This window comes from Streptomyces sp. NPDC037421, from assembly GCF_055602105.1.
Map to the genome: position 1 here is coordinate 1 of NZ_JBVJWV010000002.1, position 16976 is coordinate 16976.

Consider the following 16976-nt stretch of genomic DNA (forward strand, 5'->3'; position numbering starts at 1 on the left):
CCCCCCCCCCCCCCCCCCCCCCCCCCCCCCCCCCCCCCCCCCCCCCCCCCCCCCCCCCCCCCCCCCCCCCCCCCCCCCCCCCCCCCCCCCGGGGCGCCGTGCGTTTCAGGCGGTGAGCTGCTTGGGGTTCGCCCCGTACTCGTTCGGTCCGGCGTCGCCCTCGATGGCCATGAGGACGATGATCCCGATCCAGCCGACGAAGGGGATGAAGCCGATCAGGTACCACCAGCCGGACTTTCCGGTGTCGTGCAGGCGGCGGACGCTGAGCCCGAGGGTGGGGAGGAAGACCGCGAGGTTGTAGATGTAGAAGATGACCGGGTAGCTCCCGAGCGCGAAGTCGAGCGCGATCGCCACGGCCATGATCGGGATGCTGCACAGGACGAACATCCAGTATTCCTGGCGGCGCGCACGGCCGGAGAAGTCCGCGTAGCGCTTGATGACGTCGACGTAGTAGTGCACGAGTCCCCCCTAAGGACGGCATCGACGGCCCTTCGGCCTGAAAGGGGCCGGGCCCGACTTATGCCCTGGGGCCGTCGCGCTCAAGCCACTGCCGAGCGTCTGAATTAGGCCACCGGCCTTGGTTTCAAAGGGAGTTGACGACGCCTGCGACGGGTGGGGGAACGGGGACCGGTGGTGTCCCGGGCGCCTCAGCCGATGCGGTAGGAGTCCCCGTAGACCTTCCATTCGAGCGGGGTGTCCAGGTTCAGGTTGCCCTTCCTCAGGAAGACCCGCTGGGCGGTGTCGACGCGGCTGGTGTCGCTATGGGCCTCCTCCTGCCTCATCGCCCAGACCCGGGCGTCCAGGAAGGCGTTCAGCCAGGCGGTCTCGTTGCCGCCCTGGGCCGGGGGCTTGGCCTTGGCGAGGGCCCGCTTGCGGATGTTGCGGAAGCCGGTGGAGTCGCTCCCGTCGCCGTGCATGACGATGGCGTCGTAGTAGATGAACTGGCCGAGGGTGCCGACCCCGTCGGACTTGCCCTGCCTGACGGCCGGGTCGAAGTAGACCCGGTCTCGTTCGCGGTCCTGGGCCTTCTTGAACTCCGCGTCCTGGGCGGCCCTGGCCCAGTCCTCGGTGAAGTCCGGGTCGAGTCCGGCGTGCGAGTCGCCGCCGTTGACCTTGCGGAGGGCGGGGAGGTACTTGGCGAGCACGTTGCCGGGCTTGACCTGCGTGTAGTACTCGACGAGGCCGAGCATGTCGCCGGTGCCGGAGCAGAAGCCGATGATGCCGGCGGTGTAGCCGCGGCCGTCGCCTATGTCCTCGATGTACTTGTACTGGGCCTTCCAGTCGAGCGAGGAGTTCTCGGCGCTGGAGACGATCCGCATGGCGATGTCCTTCTTCGCCGGGTCGTCGAGTCCGGTGGCCGACGCCGGCACCGGGGCCGCGGGGGCGGCGGCCGGCGCGGCGGTGGCGTGCGCCGTGACCGGGGCCGCGAGGAGGGCGGCGGCGAGCACGGCGCCGACGGCGATCGTCTTGCGACGGGGAGTGAACACAGGGCCTCCATGGGGTGGTTGAGTCTTCCCTGATCCGTTAGGAAACTTTCCTACCAGACATCGGAGACAGGGAACACCCCTGCGGACGACCCGTCCGGAATCCGCCCGTCCGCGAGCTCAGCCCTCCTGCCGGACCGCCAGCCGCTCGATCAGGGCCCGCTTCGCGTCAGGCCATTCCGGGCGGATGAGGGCGAAGACCACCGTGTCCCGGACGTGGCCGTCGCGCATCACCATGTGCCGGCGCATGATCCCCTCCTGGGTGGCACCGAGCCGGGCGATCGCGGCCCGCGAGGCGGCATTGCGCACGTCCGTCAGCAGCTCGACCCGGTTCATCCCGAGGTCCTCGAAGGCGTGCGTGAGCATCAGCAGCTTGGCCTCGGCGTTCACCCCCGTGCGCTGCCAGGTCCGGCCGAGGAAGGTCCAGCCGATCTCCAGCCGCCGGTGCGCCGTGTTGATCGTCATCAGCCGGGTCGAGCCCGCGATCCGGCCCGTGGCGAGGTCCACCGTCGCGTACGCGAGCTCCCGGCCGGCCTCGCGCGCAGCGACGGCGTCGGCTATGAAGCCGCGTACGTCCTGCGGGTGCGGCACGAGGGTCACCGCGAGCTCCCACAGGTTGCCGTCGCGCACCGCCTCGCACAGCCCGTCGTGGTGCCGCTGCTCCAGCGGCTCCAGCCGCACCCGACCGCCGACCAGTTCTGCCATGTCCGACCTGCCCGTTCCCCAAGATCCGCTGTTGCCAGCGGGACCTTACGCGGCGACCGCGCCGGGCTTCACCCGAGTTTCGCCGGCTGGGCCCGGCCCGCCGACGGACGGTCGCTCCCGTCGGGCGGTCCCGTCGGGCGGTCCCGTCGGGCGGTCCCGTCGGGCGGGTTCAGATCCAGCCGTTGCGCCGGAACCCCCGGTGGATGACGAAGCAGGCGACCGCCATCACGGCCAGGACCAGCGGGTAGCCGTAGGTCCAGTGCAGCTCGGGCATGTGGTCGAAGTTCATCCCGTACACCCCGCAGACCATGGTCGGCACGGCCACTATGGCCGCCCACGCCGTGATCTTGCGCATGTCCTCGTTCTGGGCGACCGTCACCTGCGCGAGGTGCGCCTGGAGGATGGAGTCGAGGAGCCCGTCGTAGGCGCCGATCTGCTCGGTGGCCCGCGTCAGGTGGTCGGAGACGTCGCGGAAGTACGCGCGGACGTCCGGCGGGATCACCGGTATCGGCTGCGTGGCCAGGTGCTGGAGCGGACGGCCGAGCGGGGCCACGGCCCGGCGCAGTTCGAGCAGTTCGCGCTTGAGCTGGTAGATCCGGCCCGCGTCGCCCCGGCCGCCGTGCTCGCTGAACACGGCCGTCTCCACGGCGTCCATGTCGCTCTGCACCGCGTCCGTGACGGCCACGTAGTCGTCCACCACGTGGTCCGCCATGGCGTGCAGGACGGCCGCCGGCCCCTTGGCCAGCTGTTCCGGCTCCGCCTCCAGGGCCTCGCGGACCGGCCCGAGGGTGCCGCGCCCGCCGTGCCGGATGGTGATCACGAAGTCCTCGCCGATGAAGGCCATCAGCTCGCCGGTCTCCACCACCTCGCTCGTCGCGGTCAGCTCCTCGTGCTCGACGTAGCGCACGGTCTTGAAGACGGCGAAGAGCGTCTCGTCGTAGCGCTCCACCTTCGGCCGCTGGTGCGCGTTGACGGCGTCCTCGACGGCGAGGGGGTGCAGGCCGAAGAGCTCGGCGAGGCCGGCCAGCTCCTGCTGCGAGGGTTCGTGCAGGCCGATCCAGACGAATCCGGCGCCCGTCTTGCGGACCCGGCGCAGGGCCTCCTCCACCTCGGCACAGCCGTCCTGGCGGATGCCGTCCTGGTAGACCACGCAGTTGACGACGGCGCTGCCGAGGGGGGAGCGGGCGGGGTGGCTGAGGTCGACGGCCCGCCGGTAGCCGCGGCGCACGGCACGGCGCAGGTTGCTGAACATGGACACGGTCGTACTCCCCTTCGGCGGATCAGCGGCCAGTCTGCCACCGCCCGCCGCCGGCTCCGCCACGCGCCCGCACCGCCGCCGCGCCCCGGGGCTAACAGGCCGGGGAGGAGCCCTTCTGGCCCTTGAGGTCGCGGTTGTAGAGCCACCCGGTGGCGTTGGTGCCTTCCACGCGCACGAACGTCCACTGGTTGCCGTACGAGTTGACGATGTAACAGTGGTACCAGAGCTTCGTGCCGTCCTTGACCAGGGCGCCCTGCGCGCACTGCTGGTACGGCGCGGCCAGCAGGTGGTGGTCGCCGGATATGTAGCCGTACGTGCCCGGCTTCGGATCCCGGTGGGTCCAGCCCGCGCAGCCCGTCGGTACGGGGCTGGGCTTGCCCGGGGCGGCCGAGGGCGACTTCGCGGAGGGCGACGGCGTGCCCGTCTTCTTCGAGGCGCTCGCGGAGGGCTTGGCCGTGGGCCCGGAGCCGGAGGGCGAGGGGGCCGGGGTGTCCGTGCCCGGCTGCCCGCCGGCCGCCGCGGAACCGCCGGGCGCCGGGGTGGGCCCCACCGCGTTCGTGCGGCCGCCGCCGCCCGAGGTCATGGCGTAGGTGACCCCGCCCGCGGCGAGTACGGCGACCACCGCGACGGCGATCGCGGCGCGGCTGCGCCGGCGCGCCCGGTCCACGTCCGCCGAGCCGGACCGGGCGACCGTGAGCGGCTGGCCGGGCGGGGGGCCCTGCGGGGGCCCTTGCGAGGGCCCTTGCGAGGGCCCTTGCGGCGGGAAGCCGGGCTGCGGGGCGGGGGCGTAGGGCTGCGGAAACGATACGCCGCCGGGGCCGGCCGACGGTGGGGGCCCGAACCCGGGAGCCGGGGCAGGGGCCGGTGCCGGGGCAGGGGCCGGTGCCGGGGCCGGCGTCGGCGCGTAGGGGGACGGCGCGCCGCCCGCCGCCACCTGCTCCAGCATCGCGCGGGCCTGCTCGGCGGTCGGCCGGTGCTCCGGCTCCTTCGCCATCAGCGCCCGCAGCACCGGGGCGAGCGGCCCCGCGCGCCGGGGCTCGGGCAGCGGGTCGCCGACGATCGCGGCCAGCGTGGACCACACCGAGGTGCGGCGGAACGGCGACACCCCCTCCACCGCCGCGTACAGGGTCATCCCGAGCGACCAGATGTCCGAGGCCGGGCCGGGCTCCCTGCCCTGCGCCCGCTCCGGCGGCAGGTAGTCGAGCGAGCCGACCAGCTCCCCGCTGCGGGTCAGCTTCGCCAGGGCCTCGTCACCGGAGGACTCGATGGTGGCGATGCCGAAGTCGGTCAGCACGACCCGGCCGCCCCGCTCCAGCAGCACGTTGCCCGGCTTCACGTCCCGGTGCAGGACGCCCGCCCGGTGTGCGGCGCCGAGCGCGTCCATCAGCTTGGCGCCGATCGCGGCGGCCTCGTGCGGGTCGAGGGCTCCGTAACGGGTCACCGAGTCGTCGAGCGAGGGGCCGTCGACGAGTTCCATGACGATGACGGGCAGGCCCTGCTCGTGCGTGACGTCGTGGACGGTGACCACGCCGGGGTGCCGGATGCGGGCGGCGGCCTGCGCCTCGCGCTCCATCCGGGTGCGCAGGTCCGTCAGCTCGGCGTCGCTGGCGTCGGTGTAGGCCCGCACGACCTTGACGGCGACCTCGCGGGCGAGCAGTTCGTCGACGGCGCGGGCGACCACGCCCATGCCGCCCCGGCCGACCACGGAGGTCACCCGGTAGCGCCCTCCGAGCACCTTGCCGACGAGGTCCCCGTCGTTCGCTTCCTCCGCTTGGCCCGCTGGCACCACATGCTCCGTTCCACGACCGGTCGTCCGTCTCGACGCTCTGACGGGGCACAAGCGTAGATGCATGATCGGCGGGCGGGCCGGGCGGACACCCCCTAGCCCGCGGCGCGGGGCAGATGGGTCTTGGCTTCCTCGTAGCCGGCGCTGCCGGGCCGCCCGGCCGGGGCGTAGAAGAGGTTGAGCACGCCGGTGTCGAAGGCCTCGCAGGAGAGCAGTTCGAGCGGGATGGCCGGCTCGCCCTCCTCGAAGAGGCGCATGCCCTTGCCCAGCACGACGGGGTGGACGAGCAGCTGGAGCCGGTCCAGCAGTCCGGCGGCCAGCAGTTGGCGGACGACGGAGACCGAGCCGCTGATCACGATCGGGTCCTCGCCCGGCTCGTTCTTCAACGCCGTGACCGCCTCGACGAGTTCCCCGTCGAGCCGTTCGGAGTTGCGCCAGGTGAAGTCGAGCGGCTGCCGCGACACGACGATCTTCCGGGCGTCGCCGAGCCGCTCGGCGAAGCCGGCGTCCTCGCCGCCGGCCGCTTCGCGCCCGGGCCAGGCTCCGGCGAAGCTGTCGTACGTCCTGCGGCCGAGGAGCAGGGTGCCGGCGGAACCGACGACGGCGTCGACGGCCGCGCCCATCCGGTCGTCGAAGTAGGGGAAGTGCCACTCGTGGGGCGCCTCCACGACGCCGTCGAGCGAGATGAACAGCTCTGCGGTGATCTTCCTCATCCGGCCGCTCCAGGGAAGTGGGGTCCGTCCGCCTTCCAGTAGACGCCCGGGGGCGGGCCCCCACATCCAGGCCGCGCCCTTCGGATCAGACCGGCCGCAGCTCCTCCATGGCCGTTTCGGCGACGACCCGGGCGACCAGCGCGAGCGCGGGCGAGTCGAGCTTCCACTGCTGCCAGTACAGCGGTACGTCCAGCCACCGGCCCGGCGCGAGCGGCACCAGCGCGCCGGTCTCCAGCAGCGGTTCCGCCTGCGGTTCGGGTACGAGCCCCCAGCCGAGGCCCGCGGCCACCGCGTCCCGGTAGCCCTCCGAGGTGGGTACGAGGTGCCGTGCCGCCGAGGCGGGCGAGGCGCCGCCGGTGAGCGCGCGGACGAAGTCGTCCTGGAGGGCGTCGCGCCGGTCGAAGACGATCAGCGGGGCCTCCCGCAGGTCCCGGGCCGGGGCCACGGTCAGGTGCCGGGCGGCGAAGTCGGGGCTCGCCACCGGCAGGTAGCGGGCCAGTCCCAGCGCCCGCACCGTGCACCCGGCCACCGGGTCCGGCGAGGAGGTGACGGCCGCCATGACCTGGCCCTCCCGCAGCAGCGCCGTCGTGTGGGACTCGTCCTCGCGGTGCAGCTCGAAGCAGATGGGCGGCTGCTGCGGCACCCGGGTGAGTGCGGGCAGGAACCACGTGGCCAGCGAGTCCGCGTTGACCGCGATCGGCATCCGGACCGGGCCGAGGCCGTCGGCCATGCCCATCCCGAGCTCGGCGCGCGCGTCCCGTTCCAGCCGGGCCAGCTGCCGGGCGAAGCGGATGACCACCTCTCCGGACTCCGTCGCCCGGACCGGCTTGGTCCGCATCAGCAGTACCCGTCCGGTGCGCTGTTCCAGGGCCTTCACCCGCTGGCTGACGGCGGAGGGCGTCACGTGCAGGGCGGCGGCGGCCGCGTCGAACGTACCCTCGTCCACGACCGCGAGGAGGGTCCGGACCTGTTCCAGGGGAAGCTCGTCCATCACGAGTGCTAATGATACGTAAAAATCTTTAGCTGTACGCAGTGGCGCGCGGTCCTTACGGTCGAACCATGACGAACGGCATCACCACAGCACTCCTGGCGGGTTTCGGTACCGGCCTCTCCCTCATCGTCGCGATCGGCGCGCAGAACGCCTTCGTGCTGCGCCAGGGCGCGCGGCGGCACGCCGTCCTGGCGGTGGTCGCGATCTGCGCCGTCTCCGACGCGGTGCTCATCTTCCTCGGCGTGGCCGGGGTCGGCGCCTTCGTCACCGCCTGGCCGGCCGCCCTGACCGCCGTCGCGATCGCCGGCGGCGGCTTCCTGATCTGCTACGGGGTCCTCGCGGCCCGCCGGGTGCTGCGCCCCGCCCCCGGCGCGGCCCTCACCGCCGAGGGCGCCACGGCCGGTTCCGTCCGCGCGGCGGTGCTCACCTGCCTGGCCATGACCTGGCTCAACCCGCACGTCTACCTGGACACCGTCCTGCTGGTGGGCTCGCTGGCCGCCGACCGGGGCGACCTGCGCTGGGCCTTCGGGATCGGGGCCGGGCTGGCCAGCCTGATCTGGTTCGCCACCCTGGGCTACGGCGCCCGGCTGCTCAGCGGCCCGCTGTCACGGCCCGGCGCCTGGCGGGTGCTGGACGGCCTGGTCGCCGCGACGATGGTCACGATGGGCGGACTCCTCCTCGCCCGGGCCTGAAGCCGGGCCGGGACGTGGTACTGATTCCGGTACGCCGCCCCCTCACCCCGACCCCGGAGCCGCCGCCGTGCCCGACCGCCCGTCGCCCGAGGCCGTGCGCGCCTACTACGCGGCCCAGCCGTCCCCGCTCGTCGCCGCGACCGGCATCGTGCTGGACCCGCGGGGGCGGGTCCTCGTCCTGACCCCGTCGTACAAGGACGGCCTCGAACTGCCCGGAGGCACGGTGGAGGACACCGAGACCCCGGAACAGGGCCTGGCCCGGGAGCTGGAGGAGGAGCTGGACCTGTCCGTCCCGGTCGGCCGGCTGCTGGCCGTGGACTCCTGTCCGCCGGGCGCGCTCGGCCGCTCGCTCGTGGTCCACGTGTACCTCGTGGGGCCGCTGACCGGCCCCGGCGTCGAGGGGATCGCCTTCGCCGACGGCGAGGTGGCCGAAGCCCGCTGGCTCACCCCGCAGGAGGCCGCGGAGCAGCTGCCGGACCGGATCGCGCCCCGGCTGCGCGCCGGGCTGGCCGCCCTGTACTCCGGCTCCGTCGCGCACCTGGCCGACGGCGTCCCGCAGCCCGGCTCCCCCGCCGGGCTGGATCCGGCCGACCGCGCCGCGCTGGAGCACGCGGGCCGCTACGACCCGGCCGGTCACCGCGCGGCCCGGCCCAAGGCCCTCACCGCCGCGAACGTGCTGTTCACCGACGGGTCCGGCGGGGTCCTGCTCGTCCGGCCCGGCTACGGCGAGCCGGACCGCTGGCTGCTGCCCGGCGGCGGCGTCGACAGCGATCTCGGCGAGACCCCGCGGGACGCGGCGGCGCGCGAGGTCCGCGAGGAGACCGGCCTGGACCGGGCCCCCGGCCGCCTCCTCGCCGTCAACTGGACCCACCGGACCGGCTACCCGGCGCGGATCCGCTTCCTCTACGACGGCGGCGTCCTGGGCCCGGCCGAACTCGCCGCGGTCCGGCTGCCGCCCACGGAGCTGCTGGAGTGGCGCACGGCGCGCCGCGAGGAGCTGCGGGGGCTGGTCAAGCCCGGGCTGCGGCGCCAGATCGAGGCCTGCCTGACGGCCCTGGCCGAGGGCACCGGCCCGCTGGAACTCCACTCGGGGCGGCCGGCGGGCCCGGCCTGAGCCGATCCGTCCGGCCTTCGCGGGATCGCCCGGGCGGCCGGGCGGCGGTGAAGCCGCTGCCGCCGGACTTCTCCGCCGTACCGGCGGCGACGGTGCGCGGGATGCCGGACACCACGACGGTCGACGCCGTCGGGTAGCGGTACGCCGCCCCGTGAACCCGTGCGGGTGGACCCGCGCCGGGATACCCCCTACCCCTGTGGAGTACCGCCCAGGGGTCATCTACGATGCCGCCATGAGGACGAGTACGCGGGCCGGACGCGCGAGGAGGCCCTCCGGGCTGCCCGCACGGCTGCTCCTCGTACTGGCCGTGCTCACGGGGATCGTGGGCATGCACGGCCTCGGCCCGGGAGCGGTCCCGCCCGCCGCGGCGCACGCGGCGGCCGCGGAGCACCCGTCGGCCGACCCCTGCGACTGCGTCCACGCCGACGGCCCCGACCACGGGGGGCCCTCCGGCGGCCACGCCCAGCACGCCGACCCGACCTGTGCCGCGTCCGGCACCAGCGGCGCCCCGGTGCTGTACGCGCCGGCGCCCGCGCTCGGCGGGATCCCCGCCGGGACCGAGGCCTCGCACGGCGCCGTGCTCGGGGCGACGGCGTACGGGCGCGCGCCCCCGTCACTGAGCGAACTGCAACTCCTGCGCGTATAGGCGGCCCTGGCCGGCGTTCCCGCCGGTGAGCGCACCCGTACGCACCTCACCAGGAGAAGCACCACCATGACCGTCAAGCGTTCCCCGATCCGCCGCACCACCGCGCTGGCCGCGGCCGCCACCGCCGTCCTCGTCCTCGCCGCCTGCGGCGGGAAGGCCGGCTCCGGCTCCTCGGCGCACGACAGCCACGACGGCGCGGCCTCCGCGTCCGCCTCCCCGTCGGCCAAGCCCTCCGCACCGGCCTCCGGCAACGCGCAGGCCGCGAACAACGCCGCCGACACCGCCTTCGCCAAGGGGATGATCCCGCACCACCGGCAGGCGGTCGAGATGGCCGGCCTCGCCGCGACCCGCTCCGAATCAGCCGAGGTCAAGGCATTGGCCGACGAGATCAAGAAGGCCCAGGACCCGGAGATCAAGACCCTGTCCGGCTGGCTGACGGCCTGGGGCGAGCAGGTCCCGGCGGCCGATGCCGCACAGGGCGGGCACGGCGGCCACTCCATGTCCGGGATGATGACGGGCGAGGAGATGGACCAGCTCGCGAAGGCCTCCGGCAAGGCCTTCGACACCGCGTTCCTCGATCTGATGGTCAAGCACCACGAGGGTGCCGTCGCCATGGCCAAGACGGAGCAGTCCGACGGCAAGTACCAGCCCGCCAAGGAGATGGCCGCCGCCATCATCGGCTCGCAGAGCGCCGAGATCACCCGGATGAACAAGCTCCTCGGCAAGGGCTGACCCCGACGGCCGGGGAGCCCCGCGGAACCCGCGGGGCTCCCCGGCCTTCCGGTCCTGCGGAAACCGGGTCGGTCAGAACTGGCGCTGGGTGCGCCAGGTCGCCTGGCTGGACGGGTTGGTCAGGTCGTACGTCGTACCCGAGAGGCGGCCGTCCGGGCCCCGCGTTCCGGTGTAGCGGCCCACGGGACCGTGCGACCAGGCGATGACGAAGTAGATCTGCTGGCCGTCGACGGAGCCTTCCCGGACGTTTCCGACGGTGTTTCCGGAGCGCACCGACCCGTAGAGACGGCCGTCGGCGGCCTGCGAGAAGTCCACGTGGACGGTGGCGTTGCTCTGGTAGATGTCGTACACCCCGCTCGCGTTGAACCCGGGCGCCCGGGCTGACCGCTCCGCCGCCGGGACGGCCGAGGCGCCGCTCGCCGGGGCGGCGAGGCCCGCTCCGGCGACGGAGAGGAGCACGGCGACGGAGGCGGCGGTCAGCAGCTTGGGGATACGGCGTGCGATGGACATGGGCCCTCCAGGGGCGGCCGAAACGATCGGCTCCGGTGCATCGTGCACGGAACCTCGGCCGCAGGCCTACCCACCCGCTCGGCCCTGAGGCCTGACTTCACCCGAACGAGTCCCCGGCCGCTTCCGCCGTCGCGACCGGCACCCCCTCGGCGTCAGCCGCCCGGGTCAGCCGCCGACCCGCGCGACCATCAGGGCGATGTCGTCGTCGGCCGCCGCCGGGACGAGGTGGGTGATCAGCGAGTCGCACAGGTGGTCCAGCTGGCGCTGGGGGTCGGCGAGGAGCTGTGTCAGCTCGCCGAGCCGCTCGTCGAGGTCGCTGCCGCGCGCTTCGATGAGGCCGTCGGTGTAGAGGACGAGGAGGCTGCCCGGGGGCACTTCGACCTCGGTGGGGGTGAACGCGATGCCTCCGACGCCGAGCGGCACCCCGGGCGGGGTGTCGAGGAGGCGGACGGTTCCGTCGGGGAGGGCGAGGGCCGGCGGCGGGTGCCCGGCGCGGGTGACGGTGCAGCGGCCGGCGGCCGGGTCGCAGACCACGTAGAGGAAGGTGGCCAGCATCGGTTCGGCGAGGTCGGCGAGCGCGGCTTCCAGCTGGTGCAGCAGCCGTACGGGTGGGAGGTCCAGGCGCGAGAGGGACCGTACGGAGGCGGAGAGGCGGCCCATGACCGCGGCGGCGGCGATGCCGTGGCCCATCACGTCGCCGATGAGCAGGGCGGCCTTGCCACCGGACAGGGCGAGGACGTCGTACCAGTCGCCGCCGACCTCGTTGACGTCGCTCGCGGGCAGGTAGCGGTGGCTGACCTCGATGCCGGGCGGCGGGGTGATGTGCTGCGGGAGCATGCTGCGCTGGAGGATGACGGCGGTCTCGTGCTCGCGGTGGTAGAGCCGGGCGTTGTCGATGCTGAGCGCGGCGCGGGCGGCGAGTTCCCCGGCGAGGGTGACGTCCTCGGCGGTGAACGGCCCGACCGGGCGGGTGCGGTAGAAGGTGGCGACGCCGAGCACCGATTCCCGGGCGACCAGCGGGGCCATGACGAAGGAGTGCACCCCCGCGGTGAGCAGTTGGGCGGGTTTCGTCGTGTGGCGGGCGGCGGGGGCGACGGCCTGGTCGTCGAGGCGGGCGATGAGGAAGGGCTGCCGGGCGGAGAGGGCCTGGGTGTAGGGGGCGGTCGCGGGGAAGGTGAGCGTCCGGCCGAGGGGGGCGAGGATGTCGGTCACCCGGGATCCGGACAGCGGGGCCCGGCCGAGCCTGCGCAGGGCCACCCCGCCGGTCAGCCCCATGCCGGGCTCGTCGCCGCGGGCCAGGGCGTCGAGGACGTCGACGGTGACGGCGTCGGCGAGGCGCGGAACGGCGAGGTCGGCGAGTTCCTGCGCGGTGCGCTCCAGGTCCAGGCTGGAGCCGACCCGCATGCTGGCCTCGCTGAGCAGGGCGAGGCGGCGACGGCCGGCTTCGGCTTCGACGTGGTCGCGCTGCTGCTCGGTGATGTCGACGAGGGAGGCGATCACGCCGATCGGCATCCGGGCGGGGTCCTCCACCCGGACGTAGGAGCAGGACCACACCCGGTCGTGGTCCGGCTCGGAGGGGGTCCGCCCGACCCGGCGGCGGTCCAGGACGGGATCGCCGGTCTCCAGGACCTGCCGCATGGCCTCCTCCATCTCCAGGGCGTTCACCTCGGGGAGGATCTCGGCCAGGCGGCGTCCGACGTGCGCCGACTCGGGCAGGCCGTTCATGGCTTCGAGGGCGGCGTTGACCTGGAGGAAACGGAGCTGCGTGTCGAGGATGGCGATGCCGACGGGCGAGCGGGCGAAGAGGCCGTCCCAGACCGCCGAGGACCCCCGGATGCGGCGGGCCGCGTGGGCGTCGGCCGCGAAGACCAGCACCGTCGAGCCGTGCTGCCGGTCGGACACCGGGGAGGCCCAGATCTCCACCTCCAGGGGGTGCCCGTCGCGGTGCCAGGCGGTGACGGTGCCCATCACTCCGCGTCCGGAGGCGGCCGCCTCCCACAGGGAGCGGCCGAGGCTGCGGTCGGATCCGGGGTGCAACAGGTCGGCGATGTTGCGTCCGAGCATCTGGGGCGGGGTGTAGCCCAGCAGCTCCTGCGCGACCTGGTTCCAGCGCACGATGGTCCCGTCGGCGCCGGTGGCCACGAGCGCGACGGGCAGCGCGCCCAGCCAGCCGCCGGCGGCCTGCGCGGCGCTGCTGATCAGCTCGTCGACCGGGACCTTTTCGTTCACCGGGCCTCGCTCATCGGGGCCCGGTCACGGCGGCCGGCTCATGTGGCACGTGCACGCCTCCATCGTCTGCCGGTCCGGGGGCCGCCGCCTCCCGGAGCCCGCCACCGGGTGCCCGCCGGGCGCAGGTGCTCGGCGTCGAGGGTGAGCTCGACGCCCCGCCCGGTACCGGTCCGGGGACCGCTCGTCCGCGCACGCCGTGCGCGGGAGGAGGCCGTTCTCAGCGGAGGCGGACCGCTATGGCCGCGACCGGGCAGGCCTGTGCGGCTTCGCGCACCAGGGGGTCGCCGTTGCCGTCCTCCCGGCCGGGCAGCACCTCGCTGAATCCGCTGTCGCCCTGGGTGAACACGTCCGGGGCCGTCAGCGCGCACTGGCCCGCTCCGATGCAGCGGCCGGTGTCGATCGCGATGTGGACGGGACGCACGGCGCTCACCAGGCCACGGGGAGCTGGACGATGCCCTGGATGGTGTCGCCCGGCTTGAACGGGATCTCCTGCGCGGGTGCGTCCAGCCGGAGCCCGGGAAGCCGGGTGATCAGGGTGCCCAGGGCGATCTCCATCTCCGCGCGGGCCAGGTTCTGCCCGAGGCACTGGTGGATGCCGAAGCCGAAGCCGACGTGGTGGCGCGCCGAGCGCTGCCAGTCGAGCACGTCGGGGTGGGGGTAGACGCTCTCGTCGCGGTTGACGAGGGAGAGGGAGAAGACCACGCCGTCGTCCTTGCGGATCGTCTCCCCCGCGATCTCGATGTCCTCCAGGGCGACGCGCAGCATGCCTTCGACGATGGACAGGTACCTCATCAGCTCCTCGACGGCCGTCGGTACGAGCGAGGGGTCCGCCCGAAGCTCGGCCAGCCGCTCGGGGTGCTCCAGCAGGGTGTAGGCGCCCAGCGAGACCATGTTGGCCGTGGTCTCGTGGCCGGCGATGAGCAGGATGAACGCCAGCCCCGCCAGTTCCTCGGCGTCGAACTCGCCCACGGCGGTCTGCTCGCGGATGATGTCGTCGAGCATGCCCTCGCCCGGCTCCGCCTGCTTGGCCTCGATCAGCGCCCGCAGGTAGTCCTCCAGCCGGTCCCTCGCGTCCTCCACATCGGACAGCTCGGGGCCGCGCAGCAGCCGGCGCGACTGCTCCTCGAAGAAGGAGTGGTCCGCGTACGGCACGCCGAGCATCGAGCAGATGACCTTCGACGGCATCGGCAGGGCGAAGTCGCCCACCAGTTCCGCCTTCGGGCCCTTGGCGGTCATGTCGTCGATCAGCTGGTCGACGATCTCCTGGATCCGCGGACGCATCGCGTGGGTGCGCTTGAGCGTGAAGCTCGGGATCAGGAGCCGGCGCTGGCGGTTGTGCTCGGGGTCGTCGACGCCCAGCAGCGGCGTGCGCCGGCGCAGCAGCCCGGCGTAGCGCTCGGAGGGCACGGGGAACGCCTCGTTCTCGCTGTCGCTGGACAGCCGCGCGTCCCCCAGCAGCGCCCTCGCGGCGGCGTGTCCGGTCACCGCCCACACCGAGCGGCCGTCGAAGAACGTCACCCGCTTGAGCGGGGCGCCGCCCCGGAGCGGGTCGTAGGCGGCCGGCGGGTGGTAGGGGCAGGTGCGGTCCTCGGGGAACGCGACGGGCTCGGTCATCGGGCATCCTCACGCAGACGGGCGGCGGGCGGCACACCCGCCGCCCGCAGCGTGACCGGCACCGGCTGTACGGCGCTGAAGCGGGGCCGGCGGACGTACCGCACCCGGTCCTCGCCGCCCGCCCCGCGCCGCGCCGTGCCCGGCCGGCACGGCGCGGGGTGCGGGTCACGGGCGCAGGTCGGCCCCGGCCGTGGGGGTGTCGTCGAGGAAGCCTCCCGACTGGTGCTGCCACAGCTTCGCGTAGGCGCCGTCCGCGGTGAGCAGTTCCTGGTGGGTGCCCTGCTCCACGATCCGGCCGCGGTCGAGGACGACGAGCCGGTCCATGGTGGCGACGGTGCTGAGCCGGTGCGCCACGACGAGTGCGGTCCGCCCTTCCATGAGCCGCCAGAGGGCGTCCTGGACGAGGATCTCGCTCTCGGAGTCGAGGGCGCTGGTGGCCTCGTCGAGCAGCAGGATCGGGGCGTCGCGCAGGATCGCCCGGGCGAGGGCGACCCGCTGGCGCTGTCCGCCGGACAGCTTCACCCCGCGCTCGCCCACCATGGTGTCGAAGCCGTCCGGCAGGGCGTCGGCGAACTCCGTCACGTGCGCCGCCTCGGCGGCGCGGCGGATCTCGGCGTCGGTGGCGTCGGGGCGGGCGAAGGCGATGTTCTCGCGCAGGGTGCGGTGGAACATCGCCGGCTCCTGCGGCACGTACGCCATCAGGCCGCGCAGGTCGGCCTGGGCGAGCCGGCTGATGTCCTGCCCGCCGACCGTGATCCGGCCTCCGTCGATGTCGGTCATCCGCAGCAGCAGCCGGGTGAGGGTGGTCTTGCCGCCGCCGGACCGGCCGACGAGGCCGATCTTCGTCCCGCTGGGCACGTCCAGGTCGAGCCCGGTGAAGAGCGGTTCCCCGCCCGCGTGGGCGAAGTCCACACCCTCGAAGCGCACTTCCGCGCCCTGGGACAGCAGCGGCTCCGGGGACTTCGGGTCGAGGACGCTCGGCGGGGTCAGCAGCAGTGCGGTGAACTGCGCGGCCTCCGTCATCGAGCTTTCCAGGCGGCGGTAGATCTGGTTGAACTCGAACATGATCCGGGTCGCGTTGCCGTAGTAGGTGAAGGCGACGACGACCGTCTCCACGCCGTGCCCCCGGGCGGCGAGCCCGACGGCGACCAGCAGGCCGAGCGCGTTGGTCAGTACGGACATCGGCGCGACGATCGTGTCGATGCGCAGGTTGCCGTAGTCCCACGAACGCAGCATGAGCCGCCGCGACTCGGCGACCCGCGAGCGGTGCTCGGCGGCCTCGCGTTCCTCGGCGGCGAAGGCACGGACCGTGTCCATGTTCATCAGGCTGTCGGCGACGTGGCCGGAGACCCGGGCGATGGCCGCCTCGCGCTCGTCGACGAGCCGCTGCCGCCGGCGGATCAGCGGTGTCACCAGCAGCCCGGTGAACGCGATCATCGCCAACAGGCCGACGACGAGCAGCGGTTCGTACTGCCACAGCACCACCGAGCCGAAGATCAGGGGCACGAACTTGCCGACGATCTGGAAGGTCAGCGTGTCGACGAACTCCTCGAAGCGGGAGGCGAAGCTCAGGACCCGCTTGGTGAGCGAGCCGGCGAAGTTGTCGTGGAAGAACGCGGCGTCCTTGGCGAACAGCTCGTCCATTCCGAGCACGTAGAGCCGCTCGACGCCGAGGGCGTCGAGGCGGTTGAGGCAGTGCAGTCCGAGGCGCCACAGCGCCTCGGCCAGCAGCAGGGCGCCGGCGAACCCGAGGACGTAGGGCAGGACCGGGCCGATGCCCGAGGCGACTGCGCCGCGGTCGGCCGCGATCCGGCCGACGAGTTTGGCGACGACCAGCGGCGCGACGTAGTTGATGCCGATGTTGCCCAGCGCCGGGAACAGCATGGCGGGTACGGCCAGCCGGCGGAGCCGGAACAGCTCCCGTCCGTAGTGGCGCAGTGCGAGGAGTACCGGGCCCCTGCCCGGCGGACTTTGGTGCGATTCGGGAGATCCCATACCAACCCTGTGCGGTGTGAGCGAGCGGTGGCAGGACAGGAGTCGCAGTGTTCCGCAGGGCCGCTCACCCCGTCCAAGCGTTTTCTCCGTCTTTCCGCCGATCGGATGGCGTCTGCACCGTCACCGGCCGGGAACGCCCGTGCTGCCACCACCCGGTCATTGGACACGCAGAAGCCCAGAAAAACCGGCATAGCTCCTGGCAGATACTGGCCACAGTGGCGCATTCACCTCTTGAATGAGAGAATGCACCGGCGCGGGCCGCACCAGCCCGTGCCGCCTCTCCCGGGCGGACGAGCGGCTCTCGCCGCCACGGGACGACCGGCAGGAGGCCCCCGCGTACCGATCGCGGTGTTCGGTACGCGGGGGCCCTGCGCGGGAAGGACTCAGAAGCACTGCGACCAGCCACTGCCCGGGCATCTCGGCCGGCTCGCAGTCGAGGTTGTCGACGCCCGGCATCCACACGCTGCCGACGACCTGCGCCGAGTGCGATCACCTGCACCAGCCCCT

General features: G+C 73.5%; 16 protein-coding genes. 4 read left to right on the forward strand and 12 right to left on the reverse strand.

Annotated elements, in window-relative coordinates:
* Positions 1-105: 105 nt before the first annotated feature.
* The 7 genes from ACZ7IF_RS03465 to ACZ7IF_RS03495 form a co-directional block, all read right to left on the reverse strand.
* A complete protein-coding gene (locus ACZ7IF_RS03465; protein ID WP_470962335.1) occupies positions 106-459 on the reverse strand; it encodes a DUF805 domain-containing protein in 354 nt (117 codons plus the stop codon).
* Between the two features lie 188 nt (positions 460-647).
* Complete coding sequence (locus ACZ7IF_RS03470) at positions 648-1487, reverse strand: chitosanase (protein ID WP_470962338.1); 840 nt, start codon at positions 1485-1487, stop codon at positions 648-650.
* Between the two features lie 117 nt (positions 1488-1604).
* Positions 1605-2189 (reverse strand): GNAT family N-acetyltransferase, encoded by a 585-nt coding sequence (locus tag ACZ7IF_RS03475; RefSeq protein WP_470962341.1) that lies wholly within the window; start codon positions 2187-2189, stop codon positions 1605-1607.
* Between the two features lie 169 nt (positions 2190-2358).
* Positions 2359-3441, reverse strand: a complete 1083-nt coding sequence (corA, locus tag ACZ7IF_RS03480; protein WP_470963453.1) for a magnesium/cobalt transporter CorA — start codon at positions 3439-3441, stop codon at positions 2359-2361.
* Between the two features lie 97 nt (positions 3442-3538).
* Positions 3539-5233, reverse strand: coding sequence for a serine/threonine-protein kinase (locus tag ACZ7IF_RS03485; RefSeq protein ID WP_470962343.1), 1695 nt, complete (start codon positions 5231-5233; stop codon positions 3539-3541).
* Positions 5234-5328: 95 nt separating this feature from the next.
* A complete protein-coding gene (locus ACZ7IF_RS03490) occupies positions 5329-5946 on the reverse strand; it encodes a dihydrofolate reductase family protein (protein ID WP_470962346.1) in 618 nt (205 codons plus the stop codon).
* An 85-nt stretch (positions 5947-6031) separates the two neighbouring features.
* On the reverse strand, positions 6032-6937 hold the full coding sequence (locus ACZ7IF_RS03495) for a LysR family transcriptional regulator ArgP (RefSeq protein WP_470962349.1): 906 nt from the start codon (positions 6935-6937) through the stop codon (positions 6032-6034).
* Positions 6938-7005: 68 nt separating this feature from the next.
* Here ACZ7IF_RS03495 and ACZ7IF_RS03500 point away from each other — a divergent pair, with 68 nt between their 5' ends.
* The 4 genes from ACZ7IF_RS03500 (at position 7006) to ACZ7IF_RS03515 (ending at position 10121) form a co-directional block, all read left to right on the forward strand.
* Positions 7006-7629: a LysE/ArgO family amino acid transporter gene (locus tag ACZ7IF_RS03500; protein WP_470962352.1), complete on the forward strand. Its 624-nt coding sequence runs from the start codon at positions 7006-7008 to the stop codon at positions 7627-7629.
* A 67-nt stretch (positions 7630-7696) separates the two neighbouring features.
* Positions 7697-8743: an NUDIX domain-containing protein gene (locus ACZ7IF_RS03505; RefSeq protein ID WP_470962355.1), complete on the forward strand. Its 1047-nt coding sequence runs from the start codon at positions 7697-7699 to the stop codon at positions 8741-8743.
* Between the two features lie 232 nt (positions 8744-8975).
* Positions 8976-9389, forward strand: a complete 414-nt coding sequence (locus ACZ7IF_RS03510; protein ID WP_470962358.1) for a DUF6153 family protein — start codon at positions 8976-8978, stop codon at positions 9387-9389.
* A 66-nt stretch (positions 9390-9455) separates the two neighbouring features.
* On the forward strand, positions 9456-10121 hold the full coding sequence (locus ACZ7IF_RS03515) for a DUF305 domain-containing protein (RefSeq protein ID WP_470962361.1): 666 nt from the start codon (positions 9456-9458) through the stop codon (positions 10119-10121).
* Positions 10122-10193: 72 nt separating this feature from the next.
* Here ACZ7IF_RS03515 and ACZ7IF_RS03520 read toward each other — a convergent pair whose 3' ends face one another.
* The 5 genes from ACZ7IF_RS03520 to ACZ7IF_RS03540 form a co-directional block, all read right to left on the reverse strand.
* Entirely contained in the window at positions 10194-10631 is a 438-nt protein-coding gene (locus ACZ7IF_RS03520) for a hypothetical protein (RefSeq protein ID WP_470962364.1), read from the reverse strand.
* Between the two features lie 165 nt (positions 10632-10796).
* On the reverse strand, positions 10797-12860 hold the full coding sequence (locus tag ACZ7IF_RS03525) for a SpoIIE family protein phosphatase (protein ID WP_470962367.1): 2064 nt from the start codon (positions 12858-12860) through the stop codon (positions 10797-10799).
* Positions 12861-13077: 217 nt separating this feature from the next.
* Positions 13078-13290, reverse strand: coding sequence for a ferredoxin (locus tag ACZ7IF_RS03530; RefSeq protein WP_470962370.1), 213 nt, complete (start codon positions 13288-13290; stop codon positions 13078-13080).
* Positions 13287-14474, reverse strand: a complete 1188-nt coding sequence (locus ACZ7IF_RS03535; protein ID WP_470962373.1) for a cytochrome P450 — start codon at positions 14472-14474, stop codon at positions 13287-13289. Before ACZ7IF_RS03535 ends, ACZ7IF_RS03530 begins: the two co-directional genes overlap by 4 nt.
* A gap of 165 nt (positions 14475-14639) precedes the next feature.
* Positions 14640-16469, reverse strand: coding sequence for an ABC transporter ATP-binding protein (locus ACZ7IF_RS03540; RefSeq protein WP_470962376.1), 1830 nt, complete (start codon positions 16467-16469; stop codon positions 14640-14642).
* Positions 16470-16976: the final 507 nt, after the last annotated feature.